Here is an 18,705-nt window from a genome sequence, read left to right as displayed (position 1 = left end):
TTAATGTTAATGATAACAGTTACCATTTGTAACTGTATTCTCATATTAATTTAACACAAGGACCTGCAATGGTTAACAAAAAAATGGCGCTTGCCACGTTATGTGGCACGGCTATTCTTATCTCTGCTTGTAATAGCGATAGTAGCTCTTCAAATGAACCTGTAGTTACAACACCACCAGTAACAGTTGAAGAAGTAACAACTGAAACGGTTAAGGCAAATTATGTTGCTATGGCTTATGCTGCTTACACAGATTCATTGACGACGGCTATCGCCTTAAAAACTGCTGTAGACGCGTTCATTGCTTTGCCTTCAGAAGCGACATTAGATGTTGCTAAGGCAGCATACAAGGAAGCTCGTAAACCTTATCAAGAATCTGAAATTATGCGTTGGGATACATCAATTACAATTGATAAAGGCCTAGATGCTGAAGGCGGTCTTGCGAGTGTTGATGAGTGGGAAGGTCAAGTGAATGCGTGGCCTTTAGACGAGAATCATATTGATAGTATTATCAATGGCGAGGAAACTATTAATACAGAATTATTACTTGCGCAAAATGGTGCAAACGATAATGAAGCGAACGTGACTACTGGTGTTCATGCTATCGAATACATGCTTTGGGGGCCTGACACTCATGGTACAGAAGCTGGTGCAGGTGAACGCCCAGCTAGTGACTTTGATGTGGCGAATTGCTTTGATATGTATTGCGAGCGTCGAGTGCAATACCTCCAAACAGCGACAGATCTACTTGTAGATGATTTAACTGCAATGCAAGCGGAGTGGTCTGAAAGTGCAGCGACTACAGAAGGCACATTAGCTCATAACTTCTTAAATAGTGAATTAGCTCTGGATTACATTATTGGTTCAATCCACGCCATGGCAACTGATGAATTAGCTGGCGCGCGCATGAATTCAGGCCTATTAACAGGTGATGTGGAAGAAGAACACGATTGTTTTAGTGATCTAAGCCATATCGCTATCTATCATAATTTTCAGGGTGTTAAAAACGCATTTTATGGTAACTATGGTGAAATTGAAGGCGATGGTATTGGCGACTTAATCAAAGATCTTGATGAAACAACATACAACGATATTGATGAAGCGTTAACAAGCATTGAAACGCATATGGCGGCAATCATGGAATTTGGCGAACGTGACGAAAATCCTGTTAAGTTCGACCAAATAATTGGCCAGCTTTCTACAGATACGGAACGTAACGTAGCTGAGCAAGCAGTGAACGAGCTATTTTTACTTGATGAAAAAATTAGAACTGCGGTTGAAGTGTTATCACTAAACCCAATTGACACTAGCGGTGGCGGTGACAGCGACTAGTTATACTTCTAGAAAATTCAGATCAAAATATTTTTAGGCGTACTATGTTAGTGCGCCTTTCCCGGTTAAGAGCAAATGAAACTAAAATTAATATCTATCACCCTAGTCAGTTGTTTATCAGCGTGTGGTGGTGGCTCAGGTAATTCTGAATCAAACGCAGTTACGCCTCCTGTCGAAACAAAGCCTCCTTATCAAATCGAAGGAGAGCATTTATCTGGTGGTGAAACGTCTACTACGGATAATACGGCTGATGCTTTTTCTGATCGGTCAATTAATATGACTGATGTTTCTCGTATTGGACTTTTTGAATTAGGAGACGACTTTTTCCAAAACCCTTGGGTCGCGGGTAGTGCCAGTACGTCATCTCGCGATGGTTTAGGTGGCCTTTTTAACAATAATGCCTGTCAAGATTGCCATATACGAGACGGCAGAGGGCATGCGCCAGACGAAGGAAGTAAGGACTTTAACAGTATTTTGTTTCGAGCAACGAGAAGCGACATTTCGATAGCTCAGCAATCACAAATGTTAGAAGGAATGTTAGGAAACGTTGCAGATACTTTTGTTGGTGGTCAAATACAGCATCAAGCAATTGCTAACGTTATAGCAGAAGCAGAGTTAACGGTTACTTATCAAACGCATATTGAAACCTTTAGTGACGGTCATCAAGTGGAGCTAAGAACACCAGTATGGGGATTTACTAAAGTAAATCATGATGAAATTGAATTTGATGAGGATACTTTTTTGTCTGCCCGAGTTGCACCTCCGATGATAGGCTTAGGTTTATTGTCTTTAATAGATGAACAACTCATTATTTCAAGGGAAGATATAAACGATACTAATAACGATGGTATATCAGGAAAAGTAAACCGAGTTTGGAGTTTAGATCAAGAGCACACAAATATAGGACGCTTTGGCTGGAAAGCTGGTCAACCAAGTTTACTTGAACAGTCGGCAGGTGCGTTTGTTAATGATATGGGATTAACTAACAAGCTTCACCAAACTGAGAACTGTTTATTACATCAAGAGGATTGTTTGGCGGCACCAAATGGCAACGGCGACAGCACTAATGACTACCCTTATGAAGTTTCAGACAAAATTTTAGAAGCGATCGATTTTTACTCTCATCACCTTTCGGTTCCTCAACGAAAAAATGCCTACGATGATGATGTCCAGCGCGGAAAAACTGTTTTTATGGAGTTAGGTTGCCAAGGTTGTCATGTAGAGCGTTATACAACCCAATATTCTGCTGAACACCCTGAGTTGTCTGAGCAGAAAATCTTTCCTTATACTGACTTACTTCTTCATGATATGGGAGAGGCACTTGCTGATTTTACTCAATCGGGAGAGCCTGTTGTAGAAGAAGTGTTAGCTGAATTCCAGGCTACGGCTAGAGAATGGAGAACACCGCCATTATGGGGTTTAGGCAGAGCAAAAACTGTAGACCCTGAAGCGACTTTTTTGCATGACGGTCGAGCAAGAACAATCATGGAAGCGGTTTTATGGCATGGAGGAGAAGCTGAACAAATAAAACAGAAAGTACTAGAGCTAACGGCACAAGAGAGAGACGACTTATTGGCGTTTTTAAACGATTTGTAGCGCTCATATAGATATAAAACTCAATGGGGTAGAGTGATATGCCCCATAAAATTACAAAATAATGGCGAAGGTGTGCTAATGTATTGTCTTTAAAAGAGTAAATTTCAAATCTTAGCCTAGCGTTGAGTACTACAATGATTAAATTTTTATACGTTTTTTTTATAGTTTTCCTGTTACCTTTGAGTGCTCACTCCTCACCGAAAAGCTCTCTATCTCAAGAAATAAAGCCCCAACTAACAAAGGAAATCTCCTTTTCTTTTGATGATTCGCCACGCTTTGCTGTGGGGTATTACGATGGCCCTACGCGAGCAAAGTTATTAATCGAAGAATTAAAGCGTCATCACATTGAGCAAGTGGCGTTTTTTGCTGTTGCCGGCAATATGGATGAAGAAGGAAAGAGAAGACTGCAGCAATATAATGATGCAGGTCATTTGATCGCAAACCACACCTTAACTCACCCTAATTTCAACAAAACCAGTCTTGAAGACTATAGAACTAATGTTCAGCAAAACCATGAATTATTGAAAGGTTATAGTAATTTTGTTCCATGGTTTCGCTTTCCTTATTTGCGCGAGGGCGATACGGTAGAAAAACGCGATGGTATGCGTAAGTACCTTAAGGACAGTGGTTATTTTAATGCTTATATAACTCTAGATAATTATGACTGGTATATAGAGAGTCTTTTTCAACGTGCAGTACGTGACAAAAAAGACATTGATTTTGACAAGTTAAAAGACTTTTATGTCAATACCATCGTAGCGGCAATCGAACATTATGATAATGTCGCTGTAGACGTGTTAGGACGTTCACCCAAACATGTATTGCTACTGCATGAAATGGATATAACAGCGATGTTTGTGGGTGATCTTGCTGACGCCCTCAGAGAAAAAGGATGGAAAATCATTTCACCCGAAGAGTCTTATAATGACGACATCGCTACTTTTAAACTCGATACTGCACTACCATACAATCCTGGAAGAGTCGGGGAAATAGCCATTAGCAAAGGAAAGCGCAAAGGACTGAGACACCCTAGTTTGGATGAGAAATACTTGGAAAAAGCGTTCGAAGAACAAGTGTTAAATTAAGTCATAGCCCAGTGTGTTAATAGTAATGGTGTTAAAAATAAGAGTGTGCTTCTGAAAAATGTCACTTTTTATGTCACCTTTTTAAACAGCAAGGCACTTTGTTCTAAAGTTGTCATGATAGAAGAGCATTAAATGTTAAAGAAGCGTGCAGGAATGAAATTAGTGTTAGCTACCGTATTAACTACGGTGAGTATTTATTTGTTTGCGCCTTGGGAGTTTGCATTATTTTATTTGCGACCTTTGCCTGGCACGCTATCGGAACAACTAGAACAAGCAGTCGCTACAGATATTGAAGGCATGGTGTTATATGTTGATAGAAAGGGACATGAGCCTATTTCGCTAGCGCAAGGGTGGCATGATAGAGATAAGCAGATCCCTGCAAAAAAAGACGCATTGTTCAAGATTGGCAGTATTTCAAAACTTTATACCAATGTGTTGCTGACTAAATTGCATGTTGACGGGGTGATTTCCTTAGACAAAACATTAGCCGATTATTTGCCTGCTATCGGACAACGGTTTGAGTTTGCAGATCAAATAACGCTCAAGATGATGATCAAGCACCGCAGTGGTTTGCCTAATTATACTGATAATCCTAATTTTGATTGGAGTCGAGCGTATAGTGAAGAAGAGGTGATTCAGTTAGCCTCGGAAATGTCTCATAGCTTTGACCCTAATAGTGATTATCAATATTCCAACACCAATTACTTCTTGTTAAGAAAAATAATGTCAGACCAGCTAGGGCATGATTATATCCAGTTGATAGGTCCAAAAATTTTAGCGCCACTAAATTTGAATAATACTTTCTATTCGGTAAAAGATGTTGATATCAATGATGTTATGGGCGCTTATCATATTGGCTATGAACAGGACTTTAAGGCACTTGATCAAGGTATAGTCGCCACCGCACATGACGTAGCAAAGTTTATTCGCGCGCTAAATGAAGGTGCCATTTTTACACCTGAGGAAGATGCGCTATATAGCGAGCTTTATGGTAGAGAGCATACGGGTTGGGTATTAGGGCACAGCAGCATTGCTCGATATGATGAAGTTCGAGATACCGTGATTGTTCAATTTACCAATACCACAGGTAACGATACTGTATTATTAACACAAATCGTTTACGCTAGGGTTGCAAGGTTACTTAATCAATAAGCTTATTAACGCTCTTCGTCGTCAAGGCTAAACACACCAAACCAAAAAGATATTTCGAACATTGCGCCAAGCACCACTAACGTAAAAATACCGTCTGAAAAGCCATGGAGATAAGAGGCGAATGCCCCTATTAGTAACGCAAGTAATATGCTCCATTTTGTTATGCTGCTCATAAGCGCCCCTATTTACTTAGTTGTTTTAATAAAAAAGTGTGAGTCTTTTCTTCTAGTCTTTTTTACATTGCAAAATTGAGTTGCTGTCGTTTTGAGGTATGCTCTGAGCATTTGCTAGTTTAAACTTGCTCCAGCCTTTTGGGCAACTTTGTGCATCTAGGCTTATTATCATTCCTTTAGGTAGCTTTAATTGCTTTTTAACTTTTTTAAGCTTTTTCTCAAGCTTTTCTACTTTATCCTGAAGACACTTTACTGACTTTTTACTGTCGTTATAAAGAGAGCAATCGTTTGCATTGGCACCCGGACTTGATAAAGAAAGTACAGTAGTGATTAAAAGTGTGCTTAGTGTTGCTTGTTTCATGTTGTCTTCCTTAATATTCAGTATTCCTTCTTCACTATAGGCGTAAATAGATAGGTTTAGAAAGCGTATAAATGTAACCTGATATTGCGATGAAAAAGGCTAACTTATTGTTATTTGGTTGAAATGGACTAATTATGTTCGAACTCTTTGCTATTTTTCTATCGGTCCTGAACAAGTCGGTATTGAAAGCTAGTTACCTTAGCCGATATCACTAGAGGAACCACTAAACCATCTTAATTTTCGGTTTATTTAGCTAAGTCTGCGCGCCCAGTTACCGTCGTGTTGCTTTGTGCATTCTTCTTCCGTGTCATAGTTAATGTGCTTGTTTAGGTTTTTAAGCCTAATTGTTAAACGGTTAAACTCTTTGGAAATTAAGTTGTGTAAATAGTCTTTATTTTCAGATCGTAAATATTGATTTAAGTTTTCATTGTTATCAAAGATACAGACGACATTTAGGCTATTAGGGAAGTTATTGTAATCAACTATGTGTGTTAACCACTGAAAGCCATCAATAGTTTTTAACGCTGTCTCACAAACGTCGGTAAGTACGGTTCTTATTTGGTTATCTATTTTTTTATCTGTCTTGCGCATAGTTACTCAGGGAAAACCTGTTTTGCTATTGTAATCTTGTTTGAGTACTAGTCAGCTGTCTATTGTAAAAATTACAACATAGTTAAAAAACAATGAGCGGTTTTAGTGTTATAGCAATGATTAGACAATATTCCCGCCTGTGTCCATTACGGTGTCCTTCGGACATTGTTGGACATTCATCGTGTCCGATCGGACATTGATAAATTTCACTATTATGAAATGTTGTTTTATTTCAATGGTTTATGCATTTGATAAAGTTGGCATCTCTTTCGCTTTCTTAGTAATAGGTTTACAAAGTTGTTACCGAAGCAGCGATAAAAGGTCGCAGGGTAACAAATTCATAATGCAAAGCGCTGATAGAAGGAAAGATGCCGATGATTGAAGGTACCCAAGGTCAAGATCAAGTGATTGAAAAGCCAAAAGCTAAATTACCAATCAAATTGATTGTTTCGTTATTAGCGATCGTTACCTTGGCGGTATTTGCCATGCCGACTCTTAAACTCTGGTACGACTCTACGCCCAAAATTGATATTGAAAAGCTACGTACTGCACAAGTTAAAAGAGGTGACTTAATCCGTGATGTTGCTGTAAGTGGTAAAATTGTTGCAGCAAATGCACCGCAATTATATAGCACTGAACCTGGGCAGGTAACTATGTTAGTTAAGCCAGGCTCTGCTGTTGAGCTTGGTCAGCCGGTAGCAACTATAGAAAGCCCAGAGCTAAAGGCGGAAATCAAACAACAAGAATCAACTCTCGAACAGTTGAAAATTGAGGCGATGCGCGGTGAATGGTCTAACAAAGAAGCCTTATTAGATTTAGAAACCCAACTCAATAGCGCTCAAATTCGTCTAAATGTCGCTAAGCGAGAGAAGCGACGTGCGGACGATTCTTTTGAGCGTCAAGTGATGCGTGAAAAAGATTGGGCCGAGAGCCAAGATGCCTTATTAGATGCCGAAATGATGCTAAAGCATGCTAAAAAGCGTGTTGAACTGGCGAAGGAGCGCTTGGAATTTGAAACCAAGAATCGCCAATACAATGTGCAAAAGCAACAGTTGGTTTTAGATGAGCTAGTAAGGCGTCAGCAAGCACTAACTATTGCTGCACCTGTATCAGGGATAGTGGGTAATTGGTTAGTGGCACAAAAAGATAAAGTGTCCGCTAGTACGCCAATTATGACAGTGGTTGACTTGTCAGAATACGAGGCGGAGCTGAACGTACCTGAATTTTATGCTGATGATTTGGGTATAGGGCTAACAGTATCTATGACAATTGCTGGTCAAGAGGTTACTGGTGAAATTATCGCTATTTCACCTGAAATCAAAGGTAACCAAGTACAAGTTCGCACTAACGTCCATACACCGAAAAACACAGCCTCATTAAAGCTTAGACAAAACCAACGTTTAAATGCTCGCATAGAATTTGAACGCAAAGGCGATGTCCTGATGGTGAAGCGAGGCCAGTTCTTAGGGTCAATGAGCGACAGTAAAGCCTACCGTGTCATTTCAGAAGATATCGCTGAAGCTGTAGCAATTGGCACCGGCATCGCCAGTGTTGATTACATTGAGCTTACTTCTGGCGTTAAAGAAGGCGACACCCTAATTATTTCAGACTATGAAGATTTTCGCGCAGCAGAGCGTATCAGTATTACTCAATAAATTCAGAACCATAAGGAAATATAACTATGTTAACTATGAACAACATTTCACGCATTTATCGCAGTGATACCATTCAAACACATGCCTTACGAGACTTCTCATTGAATGTTGCAGCAGGTGAGTTCGTCGCTGTAACTGGTCCATCTGGTTCTGGTAAATCAACATTTTTGAATGTCGCAGGACTGCTAGATAGCTTTGATCAAGGTGAGTATCAGCTTGATGGTATTAATGTACAAGGCCTTAACGATAACGAACTATCACGCCTTCGTAATGAAAAAATTGGCTTTATTTTTCAAAACTATAACCTAATTCCCGATTACAGTATTTTTGATAATGTTGACATGCCATTACGCTATCGTGGCTTTAGCAGTGCTGAACGCAAACGACGTGTAGAAAGCGCGCTAGAAAAAGTAGGTTTAGCAGCACGCCACAGTTACTTACCAAGCCAGCTTTCAGGTGGTCAGCAGCAACGTGTTGCTATTGCTCGCGCACTTGCAGGAGAGCCAAAAATTTTACTTGCCGATGAGCCAACCGGTAACTTGGACTCATTAATGGCTCGACAAGTGATGGAATTACTACACACTCTGAACCAAGACGGTGCAACCATTATTATGGTGACACACGATCCTGACCAAGCAAGAGAAGTTAAACGTAACGTGCAGATCATCGATGGGCAAATTACTGACTCTCGCATTTATGCACCAAGTTTAACGCCTGTATCAGCAACAGAAACAGACTTAATAGAGGAAGGTGCCAATGCTTAGTTACTATTTTCGTTTAGCATTACTCAATGTGAAACGCTCGCCTAGCTTATATGGCTTGGTTATCGTTACTTTATCGCTTGGTGTAGGCTTGTTGTGTGCTAATTTAGCGTTGGTAAATTCTATGGCAAGTGACCCGTTTCCTGAAAAAAGTGCTAATTTGTATCACATCAGCATGAATACTTGGGCGACAGAAGATCCTAATGAAGAGCCCTTCTATATCATTCGCTACCGTGACGGAAAGGCGATTTTAGAGTCAGATACGCCCAAAAATGCGGCCGTTTTCTATTATACCGGTGCCTATGTAAGAGATGCTGAATCGAGTAGTTTGTCTCGACAAAAGGCCTATATTCGCGCAACTAGTCCAGGCTTTTTCGGTTTAACTAATGCACCTTTTGCATACGGACAGGGGTTTGATAGCACCGAAGGAAAAGGTATCGTCATTGGCGATCGCATGAATAAAAAGCTGTTTGGCGGTGGTGATTCAGTTGGTAAATCGGTAGAACTCGAAGGTGAGATTTACTCTATTATTGGCGTGTTAAAGCCTTGGCATTTACGCCCGCTTTATTATCACGTAACCGACGGTAATGCCTTCAACTTAACGGAAGATTTTTTCATTCCTCTAGATACAGCTCTGGACAATGATTTGCCGATTTATGCCCGCTCTTCAAGCTCAGAGGGCTACAACAAATCAAGTGAAACCAAAGAAAAGAACGTCTTTTTTATCCAAGCTTGGGTTGAACTTGAAAACCAAGGCGCAGTAAGCGCCATGCAAACTTATTTAGATAATTACAGTCAGTCGCTCAAGGATGCGGGTGAACACCCGAACGATATTATCAATGAGTTAAATGACCTAAACACGTGGATAGAAAAAAACAATGTTGTAGACCAACGAATTGTTGCCTTTACATACGCCACAGTTCTGTTTCTAGCTGTATGTGTTTTTAATGCAAGTAGCTTGTTACTAGCGCGTTTTCACGGAGCAAAATTTGAAATTGGCTTGCGACGAGCAATTGGCGCAAGTAACCGTCAAATGTTAATACAAGGCTTAGTGGAAAGCACCGTTGTTGGCTTAATCTCAGCAGTAATAGCTCTTGGTTTTAGTTGGGTATTTTTGAATATTTCGGTGGAGTTCTTACCTAGGTTAACCAATATTGCCGTACTTGATACCCGCGTACTGATTGCCGGCGTAGCCATTGCCATTGTTACAGCAAACTTGAGTGCACTTTACCCACTTATCCGCGCTAATCGTTATACGATTTCGGCTGAATTAAAATAAGGGATTATGATGAATATTAAAGCACTATTAAAATCTTTGTTATTACGTAAATTTGCGGTAGGGCTGCTTATTTTGCAATTGGCGTTAACCTTAGCCCTTATCGTTAACAGCACTATCTTGGCTTTAGATACCGCTGAGAAGATAAACAAGCCAATGGGAATAGATCTAAAAAACACCTTGGTTATTCAAGTGGTCCCAACATCTGGAGTGTTCAAAAATGATGATTATGCCAAATCGATAATCAAAGAAGATATGCACAAAATAATCCAGTTACCAGGTGTTATTAGCGTAGCGCCAACATTGCAGTTACCAATTCAGAACGGCGGTACAAATGGCAGCTTTTACGATCTTGATGATCCTGACAAAGTTCAACAAGATAAATATTTGCGTTATGTGCCATTTTTTATGTCTTCGCCTGAATTTCAACAAGTGCTTGATTTAGAGATTGTTGAAGGGCGTTTTATTACTGATGCTGATATGTATCAAGAGGGTGATGAATCTATTAATATCATCATCACTGAATCCCTTAAAAATAGCTTATATGGAAACGACTCTGCTCTAGGGCAAGAGACCAACAATGGCATTATCGTTGGCGTGGTTAAAGATATAAATATTAGCCCTAATAAACCTGCGAATAAGCAATATGGGATTTTAAGGCCCTATATTTGGCATGGCTCTAGCTACTATATGATTAAGGTGGAACCAGGTCAGGAAGCAAATGTTCGCGCGGCGTTAACAGATACCATTTTAGGCGTTCAAGCTGAAAGAGATGTTCTTGATATATTTACCATGGAAGAGCATTTGTTAGATTTCTATGGACATGACAGCGGCTTAGCCAGCTTATTTACCATGCTATGTATTTTAATGTTGGTAGTTACGGTAATTAGTAGTTACGCTAATGCCCAATTCCATGTTTCTAAACAGAAAAAACTCATTGGTATACGTAGAGCTCTAGGGGCAACGCGTAAAGATGTGTTAGTGTATGTGTTAAGTGAAAATTGGCTGATTTACTTAATGGGCAGCTTATTGGGGATCGCCGCCATTTTGGCAACAAATGTGTTTTTGAGCGAACATTTGGACATTAGTAAACCTGATATCTTAATGTTCCTTGGCGCTATTGCCGTAGTATTTGTATCAGGTACATTAGCCACTTGGCTACCAGCGTATAAAACAAGCCGAATTCCACCTGTTATTGCTACTCGTACTGTGTAACGAGTCGTAAAGTAGATTAAAGAGATAAACGTTAAAACCAATATGACAAGGATACTCTTAGTTGATGATAATCAAGATATTCTAGCAGCGTTAGAAATGCTGCTAGAGCTCCATGATTATCAAGTAATTACTGCCAGTAATGCTCAACAGGCAATGGCAGCGGTACTGCATCAAAACATTGATGCAGTTATCCAAGATATGAATTTTAGCCAAGGCGCGACTCAAGGTGATGAAGGAAAGAACCTTTTTTATCAAATTAAAGACGCTGCACCCGACTTACCCGTTATTATCATTACTGCTTGGACGCAGTTGGAGATGGCTGTTGAACTCGTAAAACAAGGGGCAGCCGATTACCTGCCAAAACCTTGGGATGATGATAAACTGCTGGCGACATTAGCAAAGTATCGAAAAGTAGATTCTTCGGGACATGATCTGCTAAGCAATGATTATATCGTTCAAAGTAGCGAGATGAGAGCTTTAAGTAGGCAGGCGGAAAAGGTCGCGCAGTCAGATATCAATGTGTTAATTACCGGCCCCAATGGTGTCGGCAAAGAAAAGCTGGCTGATTTTATTCATCAGCAATCCAACCGTATCAACAAGCCTTTTATTAAAGTGAATATGGGCGCTATCCCTGCTGAATTAATGGAAGCTGAGTTGTTTGGCGCGGAAAAGGGGGCTTTTACTGGCGCGAACCAGCAGCGTGTCGGGCGATTTGAAGCTGCTGATGGCGGTACACTGATGCTTGATGAGATTGGTAATTTGTCCTTGCAAGGGCAAATGAAATTACTGCGTGTTTTACAAACGGGTGAATTTGAGCGCCTAGGCTCTAACGACACGATTAAAGTTGATGTGCGTGTGATTAGCGCGACGAATGAGCCGTTAGCTCAAAATGTACAACAAGGCTCTTTTCGAGAAGATTTGTACTACCGCCTTAACGTTGTTCAGCTAGATATTCCGCCGCTTGCCAATCGAAAAGACGATATCATCCCCTTAGCTCAGCAATTTTTGGGTGCGTCTATTCAACTTGATCAAACAGCAATCGCAGCTTTGCTTAAACATTCGTGGCCCGGAAATGTAAGAGAGCTGGAAAATTGCTGTCGCCGAGCTGTGGTTTTTGCTGAAAATAGCCTTATTACCGCTGCCGACTTGTCGCTGACAGCAGCTGATATCGTAAAAGATGAAAAATTAGAAATTCAAGCTGCGTTGCAAAAGCATAAAGGCGTCATTAAACACGCGGCTCAAGAGCTAGGATTAAGCAGACAAGCCCTGTATCGACGCATTGAAAAATATAAACTTGCCGAGTAATCGCCGATCATGAATAGTCATTTAGTGATTAAGTTGCTGATAATTAATGTTCTTTTCGTCGCTGGTAGCTTTGTTATATTACCCGAAAAACCGATGCTTTATGGTATCTATAGTCTATTTTTGGTTGTTTGGTTACTCATTACCATTCGTCAAAGTCAGCAAAGGGAACAGCGTATAACTCGCCTTATGTCCGATGGCTTATTAAGCCTTTATGATGGTGATTTTGCCGTGAGTCTGCCCGATAAAGTCACCAAAGAGCAAAGCCACCTTGTCGAACTTTTCAACCAAGTCGCTGAAAAATTGAGAAAAGAGCGCCAGTCACTATATCAACGTGAGCTAATGCTCGACAAAGTTGTCAATGCATCTAATGTTATCACTCTGCTTGTTGACCACCGCAACCAACTGGTATTCGTTAATTTAGCGGCAAAACACTTTTTTGATGATGCTAATGTTTTGGGGCAACCGATAGACTCGATGTTAGAAAAAAATTGTCCTTCATTACTTAATCACTTAGCGACAGAGCAGGGCATTATTCAATTAAAAATGGCTGGCGCTAAAGAAGTCACCAGCGGAGAAAGTAATGAAGGCACCGAACAAGGTATTGAGCAAAGTTTTCATTTATCGCAGCATGCGCTAAAACTGCATGGAATGACTCATAGGCTCATCTTGCTTAAACCCATTACTCAGGCGCTATATCGCCAAGAGTTGGTTACATGGAAGAAAGTTATTCGAGTGATTAATCATGAACTTAATAACTCTATTGCACCTATTAGCAGTATGTGTCACAGCGGCAAATTATTAGCGGAAAAACTCGACAACGCTAAACTACAAAAAGTGTTTGATACCATTACCAATCGCGTTAACAAGTTAAGTCAGTTTGTCCAAAGTTATAGTCAGTTAGCACGGGTTTCATCACCGGTTAGGGCGACATTTTCATTAGCTTCTATTGTTGAGCAGTTAAGTGAAATATACCCGTTTGAATGGCTAACGCCAGACAGTGAGTTATTGCTTAATGCAGATCAAGGTCAAATAGAGCAGTTATTAATAAACCTGTTAAAAAATGCCAAAGAAGCAAGCGAACAAGGCAGCTCCGCTGTAATTCCACAACTTACCTCGCAAGTGGTTAATGACAGATTGGAAATGTCTGTTAGAGACTTCGGATCAGGAATGGATGAAGAGCTGCTTACTCAAGCATTTCTTCCATACTTCTCAACAAAGGAAAATGGCAGTGGCATTGGCTTAACTGTGTGTAGAGATATTGTTGAGGTTCACGGTGGTCATATTCACTTAGCCAATCATTCAGCGGGAGGCTTAGTGGTGTCGTTTGATATTCCTATGAAGTAATACTCTTATTATTATTTATTCGAATTCGGTTGGCTTTCTAATCTAAAGCGACTGTAAATTAAGGTTGGCAATCACCCCCTTTCTCTATAAAGTAAACAAGTGTTTAAAACAGGTTTACCAGTCGTAAAATAGCCAAGAAAGGAGTCACTGTGCGAATTGCTGCCATTTCCGATATTCATAGTAATGTGTTCGCACTAGAAGCCGTATTAGCTGATATCCAACGAAAAAGTGTCGATGTTATCGTCAATCTTGGCGATATTCTTTATGGACCCATTGCGCCAAAAGCGACCTACGAGTTATTGATGCAGCACGATATAGTGACGATTCGGGGTAATCAAGATCGTCAGATATATGAAGCTACACCAAAAGAAATAAATGATAATCCAACTCTGCAATTTATTTTAGACGACTTAGGCGAGCAGCCACTGGCGTGGATGAAAGGATTGCCTTTTAGCTTACAACTAACACCTGAGGTGTTTCTTTGTCATGGAACGCCTGATGATGATCTCATTTACTTGTTGGAAGATGTAGGTAGCGGCCATGCAAGGTTACGTAACGACCGTGATATTTTAACCTTGTTAGGTGGCCAATCTTCTCCGGTTGTTTTATGTGGTCACACTCATACACCAAGAACGGTTGCCATTAGTAGTGGTCAACTTGTGGTAAATCCAGGCAGTGTTGGTTTACCTGCCTACACTGATGATGAGCCTATCGTGCACTCCATGGAAACCTATAGTCCTCACGCGAGTTATGCTTTGCTTGATGGTAGTAATAATCCATGGCATGTTGAGCACATCAAAGTTGCCTATGCCTATGAACACGCAGTTAAACAAGCAAGCATGCTAGGTAGAAAAGACTGGGTTCACTTTTTATCTACAGGACGCGGGCTGTAGCAATGATAACAGTCGTGACATTTAGGAGTGCGTAATGAATATTGAAAGTTGGCTAATTTTTTGTTCGATAGCGCTATTAGCGACAGCAACTCCAGGCCCCGCGGCGTTGTTAGTGTCGATAAACAGCCTTACTTATGGATTTAAGCGCTCATTATTGACTATTTTCGGTAATGTTACTGGCTTGTTTATTATGTCTGGTTTATCAGTTTTAGGGCTGAGTGCGGTGGTATTAAACTCGGCTGTAGCCTTTACTGTCGTTAAATTGATGGGAGCATTGTACTTGATTTATATTGGTGTGAAGCTTTGGCGTAATGGTGTTGGTAAAGTAGAAGCCTGTGCGAAAACAAATAAACAAAGCAAAGGATTAAGTTTATTTATTCAGGGAGTAATGGTGGCGCTCACTAACCCTAAAGCCATTATTTTTACTACCGCGTTATTTCCTCAGTTTGTTGTGCTATCAGAGCCGCTAATACCGCAGTTTGCGCTGTTAGTGTTTAGTTTTATGTTGCTTTCTATTGCCTGCCTTTCTAGTTACGCTTTGCTCGCTCAAAAAACTAAGTTAAAGGCCAAAGGAATGTTATCCAGAAAGTGGTTAGGAAGAATATTTGGCGCCACATTTATTGGTGCGGGTTGTTTTCTAGGGACAGCTACTAGAACAAGTACTAGCGTATAAAAGACATTATCAGTAATATAGAAAATGCATTAATCTTCATTGGACGACGTTGTGTACCAAGATATTCAAACAAGCCACCTGCCAGTTATTGACTCCATCGAACAAGCCTACGCATTTAACTTCTCACCAGACATTGTTTGGATTTTTGATTTAGATCGCCATGGATTTTGGTGGGGGAATGACAAAGCGCTAGCGTTTTGGGGATTAACTGATGTTCAGCAGCTTATTGAAAAAGACTTGTCAGCTGATACTGAAGGCGCGAGGAAAAGAACGGAGCAAACCTTTGTTAAAGCGGTACTCGAGGGGCAAACACAAGACCCTTGGACTACCTATCCGAATGGACAGCCTAAAGTGATGCTAATGCGTCATGTTGCTGTGTTACTGGGCCCAGAAAAACATCGTGGCATTATTGCTTTTATTAGTGAGCAGATTGATTGCGATGGACAGCCGGAAAATCTATTGTTTGCAGAAGCGGTTCGTTATACGTCCGTTGCGGTAAGCTGTTATAGCCTTGAGGGTAAGAGGTTATTTGAAAATCCCGCCTTTACACGTACTTATGGTAATAAAACCGGAAGCGAAATGACTTCCGATTTTGAAATAGGTTTTGAGAGCGCAAGCGAAGCGGCCTCTAGACTTGCCCATGTGCGGAAAAAGCAAGAAGGCAGTCAAGAACATTTAATGAACACCTTGGCCGGTATTAGGCGTCACAATGTGGATATTCGCAATAGTCGTCATCCCATTACTGGTGATTACATTTTTTTAGTGACTGAATATGATGTCACGGAATTACATGACACTATTGAAGAGCTGGAGTCGACAAAAGATGAGCTTAAAAAGCTAGCGCATTATGATTCATTAACTAAGTTACCCACAGCATTCTTAATAAAGGAAAGGTTGCAGTCAGCCATGCTTCACGCAGATCGCGAGAAGTCGTTAGTAGGCGTTATGTTTATGGACTTAGACGGCTTCAAAGATGTTAATGACTGTTATGGCCATGGAGCTGGTGATGAACTTCTTACCTTAGTAGCAAAGCGTTTGAAGCAAAGTTTTCGCGCCTCTGACACGGTTGGTCGATTAGGTGGTGATGAGTTTTTAGTGTGTTTGCCTGACTTAACTTCAACTAAAGATGCGTTGCAGCTAGCGAGCAAAGCCGTTCAAGAAGTTGCTCGAGAATACACAATCGAAGACGATCTAGGTCAATTACAGCGTGTAAATATTAGCGTCAGTATTGGTATCGCTTTTTATCCTAATTCAGGGATGACAGCCGAAGATTTAATACGAGAAGCTGATCAAAAAATGTATCAAGCTAAACGAGAGGGTAAAAACCAATACGCTTGCTAACGAGCATAGTTAACTATAGGAGAGAGAAAGATGAGACATGAAAAGTGGTCGTGTGCCAAATGCGGTAATCGCGAATTTGAAACAGGAGAAATCAGAGTGTCTGGTGGCTTTTGGTCTAGAATTTTCGACGTTCAAAACAAAAAATATTTTGCTGTGACATGTGAAAACTGCAAGTACACAGAATTTTATAAAGGCTCTTCTTCAACAGCAGGTAATGTGTTTGACTTTTTCACTGGCTAATGAAGTTTTATGGAGGGTGTCTGCTTTTATGAAGCTGAATACTCAGCCAACATCTTTTTGAATGTAAATAAACGGAAAAGTCCATATTTACCGTATTTTAATAAGTCAAAGGAGGCTAACTTGGCAAACGTTGATGGTTTTTTTGTATCTTCATGTACCGATGACATGGATATAAATTTTATTCACGAGAATATTTCCAATACGTATTGGGCCAAAGATATTCCCTATAACACAATGAGAAAAGCCATAGAAAATTCATTATGCTTTGGTGTTTTCACCCAAGATAAAAAGCAAGTTGGCTTTGCTCGAATGATCACTGATCGGGCAACGTTTGCCTACCTCGCTGATGTTTATGTTCTTGAAAGTCAGCGAGGCAAAGGTTTGAGTAAAATGCTAATGTGTAACATTATGCAGCATCCTGACTTACAAGGAATAAGGCGCATGGTGTTAGCGACGGGAGATGCCCACGGTTTATATAAACAATATGGTTTTACTGAGCTTAATACGCCAGATATTTTTATGGAACTACATAAGCCAGATGTTTACAGGGTTAATTGAATGCCTCGCTTATTCTTTTAAATGCGCTTTATCATAGCGTTCTCGAGAGCGATTGATGTCGCTATGATGCTCACCAGCCCAACTAACTAACTGGTATAAAGGGCTAACTAAACCTCGACCCATTTGCGTAAGCTCATACTCGACACGAGCAGGCACTTCAGGAAACACAGTGCGTTTAACAAAGCCATCGCGTTCTAAATCTCGAAGTGTTTGAGTGAGCATTCGCTGTGAAATACCGACGATTCTTTTTCTTAACGAGTTAAATCTGTCTTCGCCATCGACTAAGGCAAATAAAATTAACATCGACCATTTGTCACCAATTTGGGCGACAACGTTTCGGATTGGGCATTCGCTATTGTTATGAAATACGCGTCGTTCAGCACTTTTTTGATCAACCATAAAACCCCTCATTACTTATTGTTAAGCCCCATAGGTTACCTTTTTGTTCCTAGGGCATGTTTACGTGCCTAATTGTAATGTAAGTTATTTATAATTACTATGGTTACAAATAGTAACTATGTCGTTTGACAATCAAGTTGAGAAATTAGTCATGAATAAACTTATGGTAAAAACAATTAAGAAAAGCCTTCTGGCACTGATGATCACTATTACAAGTTTGATAGCAATAGCGAAGGCTGCTGAAGTACCCACAATTAATACTGAGTCTTTGTATAAGGAAAGTTGGTCTGAGCAGGAGTTGGCACATGCGAAATTGATCACTGATTTCGTACAAAATCTAATGAATAACCATAATTTCGACTATGTTCTAAAGCATTACAACGATAGTGCTTATACACAACACAATCGAAATATACCGGATAAAATTGAAGGCCTTGTCGGCTTTTTACAGAAATTTGTTGAAGATTACCCAGAGTATTCCTACGACGTAAAACACATATACGTTGATGGTAACTACGTGATTTTTCATTCGCATGCGACGTTAGAAAAAGACCATAGAGGTGACGATACCAGAGGTATGAATATTATTGATACTTGGCGTATAGAAGATGGCAGAATCGTTGAGCACTGGGATTCAATACAAGCTTTAGACGGGTTTATGCGTTTTTATTCTCTAATTAGCGGTGGAAAAATTCGTAATGAGAACGGGGTTTTCTAGCGTAATTTAATCCACTTAGCCAATTCATCACTGTTAAA

20 protein-coding genes are annotated in these 18,705 nt (G+C 40.3%); 16 read left to right on the top strand and 4 right to left on the bottom strand.

Features of this window, described 5'->3' with window-relative positions:
- Nucleotides 1-68 precede the first annotated feature (68 nt).
- The 4 genes from ACOB80_RS15255 to ACOB80_RS15240 all read left to right on the top strand — a co-directional run bounded on the left by ACOB80_RS15255 (nucleotide 69) and on the right by ACOB80_RS15240 (nucleotide 5,164).
- Entirely contained in the window at nucleotides 69-1,331 is a 1,263-nt protein-coding gene (locus tag ACOB80_RS15255; protein ID WP_473166716.1) for an imelysin family protein, read from the top strand.
- A 75-nt stretch (nucleotides 1,332-1,406) separates the two neighbouring features.
- Nucleotides 1,407-2,927 (top strand): di-heme oxidoreductase family protein, encoded by a 1,521-nt coding sequence (locus tag ACOB80_RS15250; RefSeq protein WP_473166715.1) that lies wholly within the window; start codon nucleotides 1,407-1,409, stop codon nucleotides 2,925-2,927.
- A 134-nt stretch (nucleotides 2,928-3,061) separates the two neighbouring features.
- Nucleotides 3,062-4,012 (top strand): polysaccharide deacetylase family protein, encoded by a 951-nt coding sequence (locus ACOB80_RS15245; RefSeq protein ID WP_473166714.1) that lies wholly within the window; start codon nucleotides 3,062-3,064, stop codon nucleotides 4,010-4,012.
- A 132-nt stretch (nucleotides 4,013-4,144) separates the two neighbouring features.
- Nucleotides 4,145-5,164: a serine hydrolase domain-containing protein gene (locus tag ACOB80_RS15240; protein ID WP_473166713.1), complete on the top strand. Its 1,020-nt coding sequence runs from the start codon at nucleotides 4,145-4,147 to the stop codon at nucleotides 5,162-5,164.
- 5 nt (nucleotides 5,165-5,169) lie between these two features.
- Here ACOB80_RS15240 and ACOB80_RS15235 read toward each other — a convergent pair whose 3' ends face one another.
- The 3 genes from ACOB80_RS15235 to ACOB80_RS15225 form a co-directional block, all read right to left on the bottom strand.
- Nucleotides 5,170-5,337, bottom strand: a complete 168-nt coding sequence (locus ACOB80_RS15235) for a hypothetical protein (RefSeq protein ID WP_473166712.1) — start codon at nucleotides 5,335-5,337, stop codon at nucleotides 5,170-5,172.
- A gap of 52 nt (nucleotides 5,338-5,389) precedes the next feature.
- Nucleotides 5,390-5,698 carry a hypothetical protein gene (locus ACOB80_RS15230; protein WP_473166711.1) on the bottom strand — a complete coding sequence of 103 codons (309 nt, stop codon included), beginning with the start codon at nucleotides 5,696-5,698 and terminating at the stop codon, nucleotides 5,390-5,392.
- Between the two features lie 249 nt (nucleotides 5,699-5,947).
- Nucleotides 5,948-6,289, bottom strand: coding sequence for a Fis family transcriptional regulator (locus ACOB80_RS15225; RefSeq protein WP_473166710.1), 342 nt, complete (start codon nucleotides 6,287-6,289; stop codon nucleotides 5,948-5,950).
- A gap of 374 nt (nucleotides 6,290-6,663) precedes the next feature.
- Here ACOB80_RS15225 and ACOB80_RS15220 point away from each other — a divergent pair, with 374 nt between their 5' ends.
- From ACOB80_RS15220 to ACOB80_RS15170, 11 genes are all read left to right on the top strand, one after another.
- Nucleotides 6,664-7,944, top strand: coding sequence for an efflux RND transporter periplasmic adaptor subunit (locus ACOB80_RS15220; RefSeq protein WP_473166709.1), 1,281 nt, complete (start codon nucleotides 6,664-6,666; stop codon nucleotides 7,942-7,944).
- 26 nt (nucleotides 7,945-7,970) lie between these two features.
- Nucleotides 7,971-8,708, top strand: a complete 738-nt coding sequence (locus tag ACOB80_RS15215; protein ID WP_473166708.1) for an ABC transporter ATP-binding protein — start codon at nucleotides 7,971-7,973, stop codon at nucleotides 8,706-8,708.
- Entirely contained in the window at nucleotides 8,701-9,984 is a 1,284-nt protein-coding gene (locus tag ACOB80_RS15210; RefSeq protein WP_473166707.1) for an ABC transporter permease, read from the top strand. The genes ACOB80_RS15215 and ACOB80_RS15210 overlap by 8 nt, the downstream gene beginning before the upstream one ends.
- Before the next feature lie 6 nt (nucleotides 9,985-9,990).
- Nucleotides 9,991-11,196: an FtsX-like permease family protein gene (locus ACOB80_RS15205; RefSeq protein WP_473166706.1), complete on the top strand. Its 1,206-nt coding sequence runs from the start codon at nucleotides 9,991-9,993 to the stop codon at nucleotides 11,194-11,196.
- Between the two features lie 42 nt (nucleotides 11,197-11,238).
- A complete protein-coding gene (locus ACOB80_RS15200) occupies nucleotides 11,239-12,501 on the top strand; it encodes a sigma-54-dependent transcriptional regulator (protein WP_473166705.1) in 1,263 nt (420 codons plus the stop codon).
- A gap of 9 nt (nucleotides 12,502-12,510) precedes the next feature.
- Nucleotides 12,511-13,845, top strand: coding sequence for a sensor histidine kinase (locus ACOB80_RS15195; protein WP_473166704.1), 1,335 nt, complete (start codon nucleotides 12,511-12,513; stop codon nucleotides 13,843-13,845).
- A 149-nt stretch (nucleotides 13,846-13,994) separates the two neighbouring features.
- The gene (locus tag ACOB80_RS15190; RefSeq protein WP_473166703.1) at nucleotides 13,995-14,738 is read left to right on the top strand and encodes a metallophosphoesterase family protein; all 744 of its coding nucleotides are present in this window, start codon (nucleotides 13,995-13,997) and stop codon (nucleotides 14,736-14,738) included.
- 34 nt (nucleotides 14,739-14,772) lie between these two features.
- Nucleotides 14,773-15,411 (top strand): LysE family translocator, encoded by a 639-nt coding sequence (locus ACOB80_RS15185; protein ID WP_473166702.1) that lies wholly within the window; start codon nucleotides 14,773-14,775, stop codon nucleotides 15,409-15,411.
- A gap of 51 nt (nucleotides 15,412-15,462) precedes the next feature.
- Entirely contained in the window at nucleotides 15,463-16,752 is a 1,290-nt protein-coding gene (locus ACOB80_RS15180) for a diguanylate cyclase domain-containing protein (protein WP_473166701.1), read from the top strand.
- A 30-nt stretch (nucleotides 16,753-16,782) separates the two neighbouring features.
- Nucleotides 16,783-16,992, top strand: a complete 210-nt coding sequence (locus ACOB80_RS15175) for a zinc ribbon domain-containing protein (protein ID WP_473166700.1) — start codon at nucleotides 16,783-16,785, stop codon at nucleotides 16,990-16,992.
- A gap of 165 nt (nucleotides 16,993-17,157) precedes the next feature.
- Nucleotides 17,158-17,550: a GNAT family N-acetyltransferase gene (locus tag ACOB80_RS15170; protein WP_473166972.1), complete on the top strand. Its 393-nt coding sequence runs from the start codon at nucleotides 17,158-17,160 to the stop codon at nucleotides 17,548-17,550.
- Nucleotides 17,551-17,559: 9 nt separating this feature from the next.
- On the opposite strand, the gene ACOB80_RS15165 is transcribed toward ACOB80_RS15170, so the two are convergent.
- Entirely contained in the window at nucleotides 17,560-17,949 is a 390-nt protein-coding gene (locus tag ACOB80_RS15165) for a winged helix-turn-helix transcriptional regulator (protein WP_473166699.1), read from the bottom strand.
- 151 nt (nucleotides 17,950-18,100) lie between these two features.
- Between ACOB80_RS15165 and ACOB80_RS15160 the strand changes: the two genes are divergently transcribed.
- Entirely contained in the window at nucleotides 18,101-18,667 is a 567-nt protein-coding gene (locus ACOB80_RS15160; protein ID WP_473166698.1) for a nuclear transport factor 2 family protein, read from the top strand.
- The last annotated feature ends 38 nt before the right edge of the window (nucleotides 18,668-18,705 follow it).

It is taken from the genome of Thalassotalea coralli (assembly GCF_055786205.1).
This window is presented reverse-complemented; position numbering and strand designations above follow the sequence as displayed.

Coding starts and splice junctions, on each gene's coding strand:
- ACOB80_RS15255 (WP_473166716.1), top strand. CDS start 69: ATGGTTAACAAAAAAATGGCGCTTGCCACGTTATGTGGCACGGCTATT.
- ACOB80_RS15250 (WP_473166715.1), top strand. CDS start 1,407: ATGAAACTAAAATTAATATCTATCACCCTAGTCAGTTGTTTATCAGCG.
- ACOB80_RS15245 (WP_473166714.1), top strand. CDS start 3,062: ATGATTAAATTTTTATACGTTTTTTTTATAGTTTTCCTGTTACCTTTG.
- ACOB80_RS15240 (WP_473166713.1), top strand. CDS start 4,145: ATGTTAAAGAAGCGTGCAGGAATGAAATTAGTGTTAGCTACCGTATTA.
- ACOB80_RS15235 (WP_473166712.1), bottom strand. CDS start 5,337: ATGAGCAGCATAACAAAATGGAGCATATTACTTGCGTTACTAATAGGG.
- ACOB80_RS15230 (WP_473166711.1), bottom strand. CDS start 5,698: ATGAAACAAGCAACACTAAGCACACTTTTAATCACTACTGTACTTTCT.
- ACOB80_RS15225 (WP_473166710.1), bottom strand. CDS start 6,289: ATGCGCAAGACAGATAAAAAAATAGATAACCAAATAAGAACCGTACTT.
- ACOB80_RS15220 (WP_473166709.1), top strand. CDS start 6,664: ATGATTGAAGGTACCCAAGGTCAAGATCAAGTGATTGAAAAGCCAAAA.
- ACOB80_RS15215 (WP_473166708.1), top strand. CDS start 7,971: ATGTTAACTATGAACAACATTTCACGCATTTATCGCAGTGATACCATT.
- ACOB80_RS15210 (WP_473166707.1), top strand. CDS start 8,701: ATGCTTAGTTACTATTTTCGTTTAGCATTACTCAATGTGAAACGCTCG.
- ACOB80_RS15205 (WP_473166706.1), top strand. CDS start 9,991: ATGATGAATATTAAAGCACTATTAAAATCTTTGTTATTACGTAAATTT.
- ACOB80_RS15200 (WP_473166705.1), top strand. CDS start 11,239: ATGACAAGGATACTCTTAGTTGATGATAATCAAGATATTCTAGCAGCG.
- ACOB80_RS15195 (WP_473166704.1), top strand. CDS start 12,511: ATGAATAGTCATTTAGTGATTAAGTTGCTGATAATTAATGTTCTTTTC.
- ACOB80_RS15185 (WP_473166702.1), top strand. CDS start 14,773: ATGAATATTGAAAGTTGGCTAATTTTTTGTTCGATAGCGCTATTAGCG.
- ACOB80_RS15175 (WP_473166700.1), top strand. CDS start 16,783: ATGAGACATGAAAAGTGGTCGTGTGCCAAATGCGGTAATCGCGAATTT.
- ACOB80_RS15170 (WP_473166972.1), top strand. CDS start 17,158: ATGGATATAAATTTTATTCACGAGAATATTTCCAATACGTATTGGGCC.
- ACOB80_RS15165 (WP_473166699.1), bottom strand. CDS start 17,949: ATGGTTGATCAAAAAAGTGCTGAACGACGCGTATTTCATAACAATAGC.
- ACOB80_RS15160 (WP_473166698.1), top strand. CDS start 18,101: ATGAATAAACTTATGGTAAAAACAATTAAGAAAAGCCTTCTGGCACTG.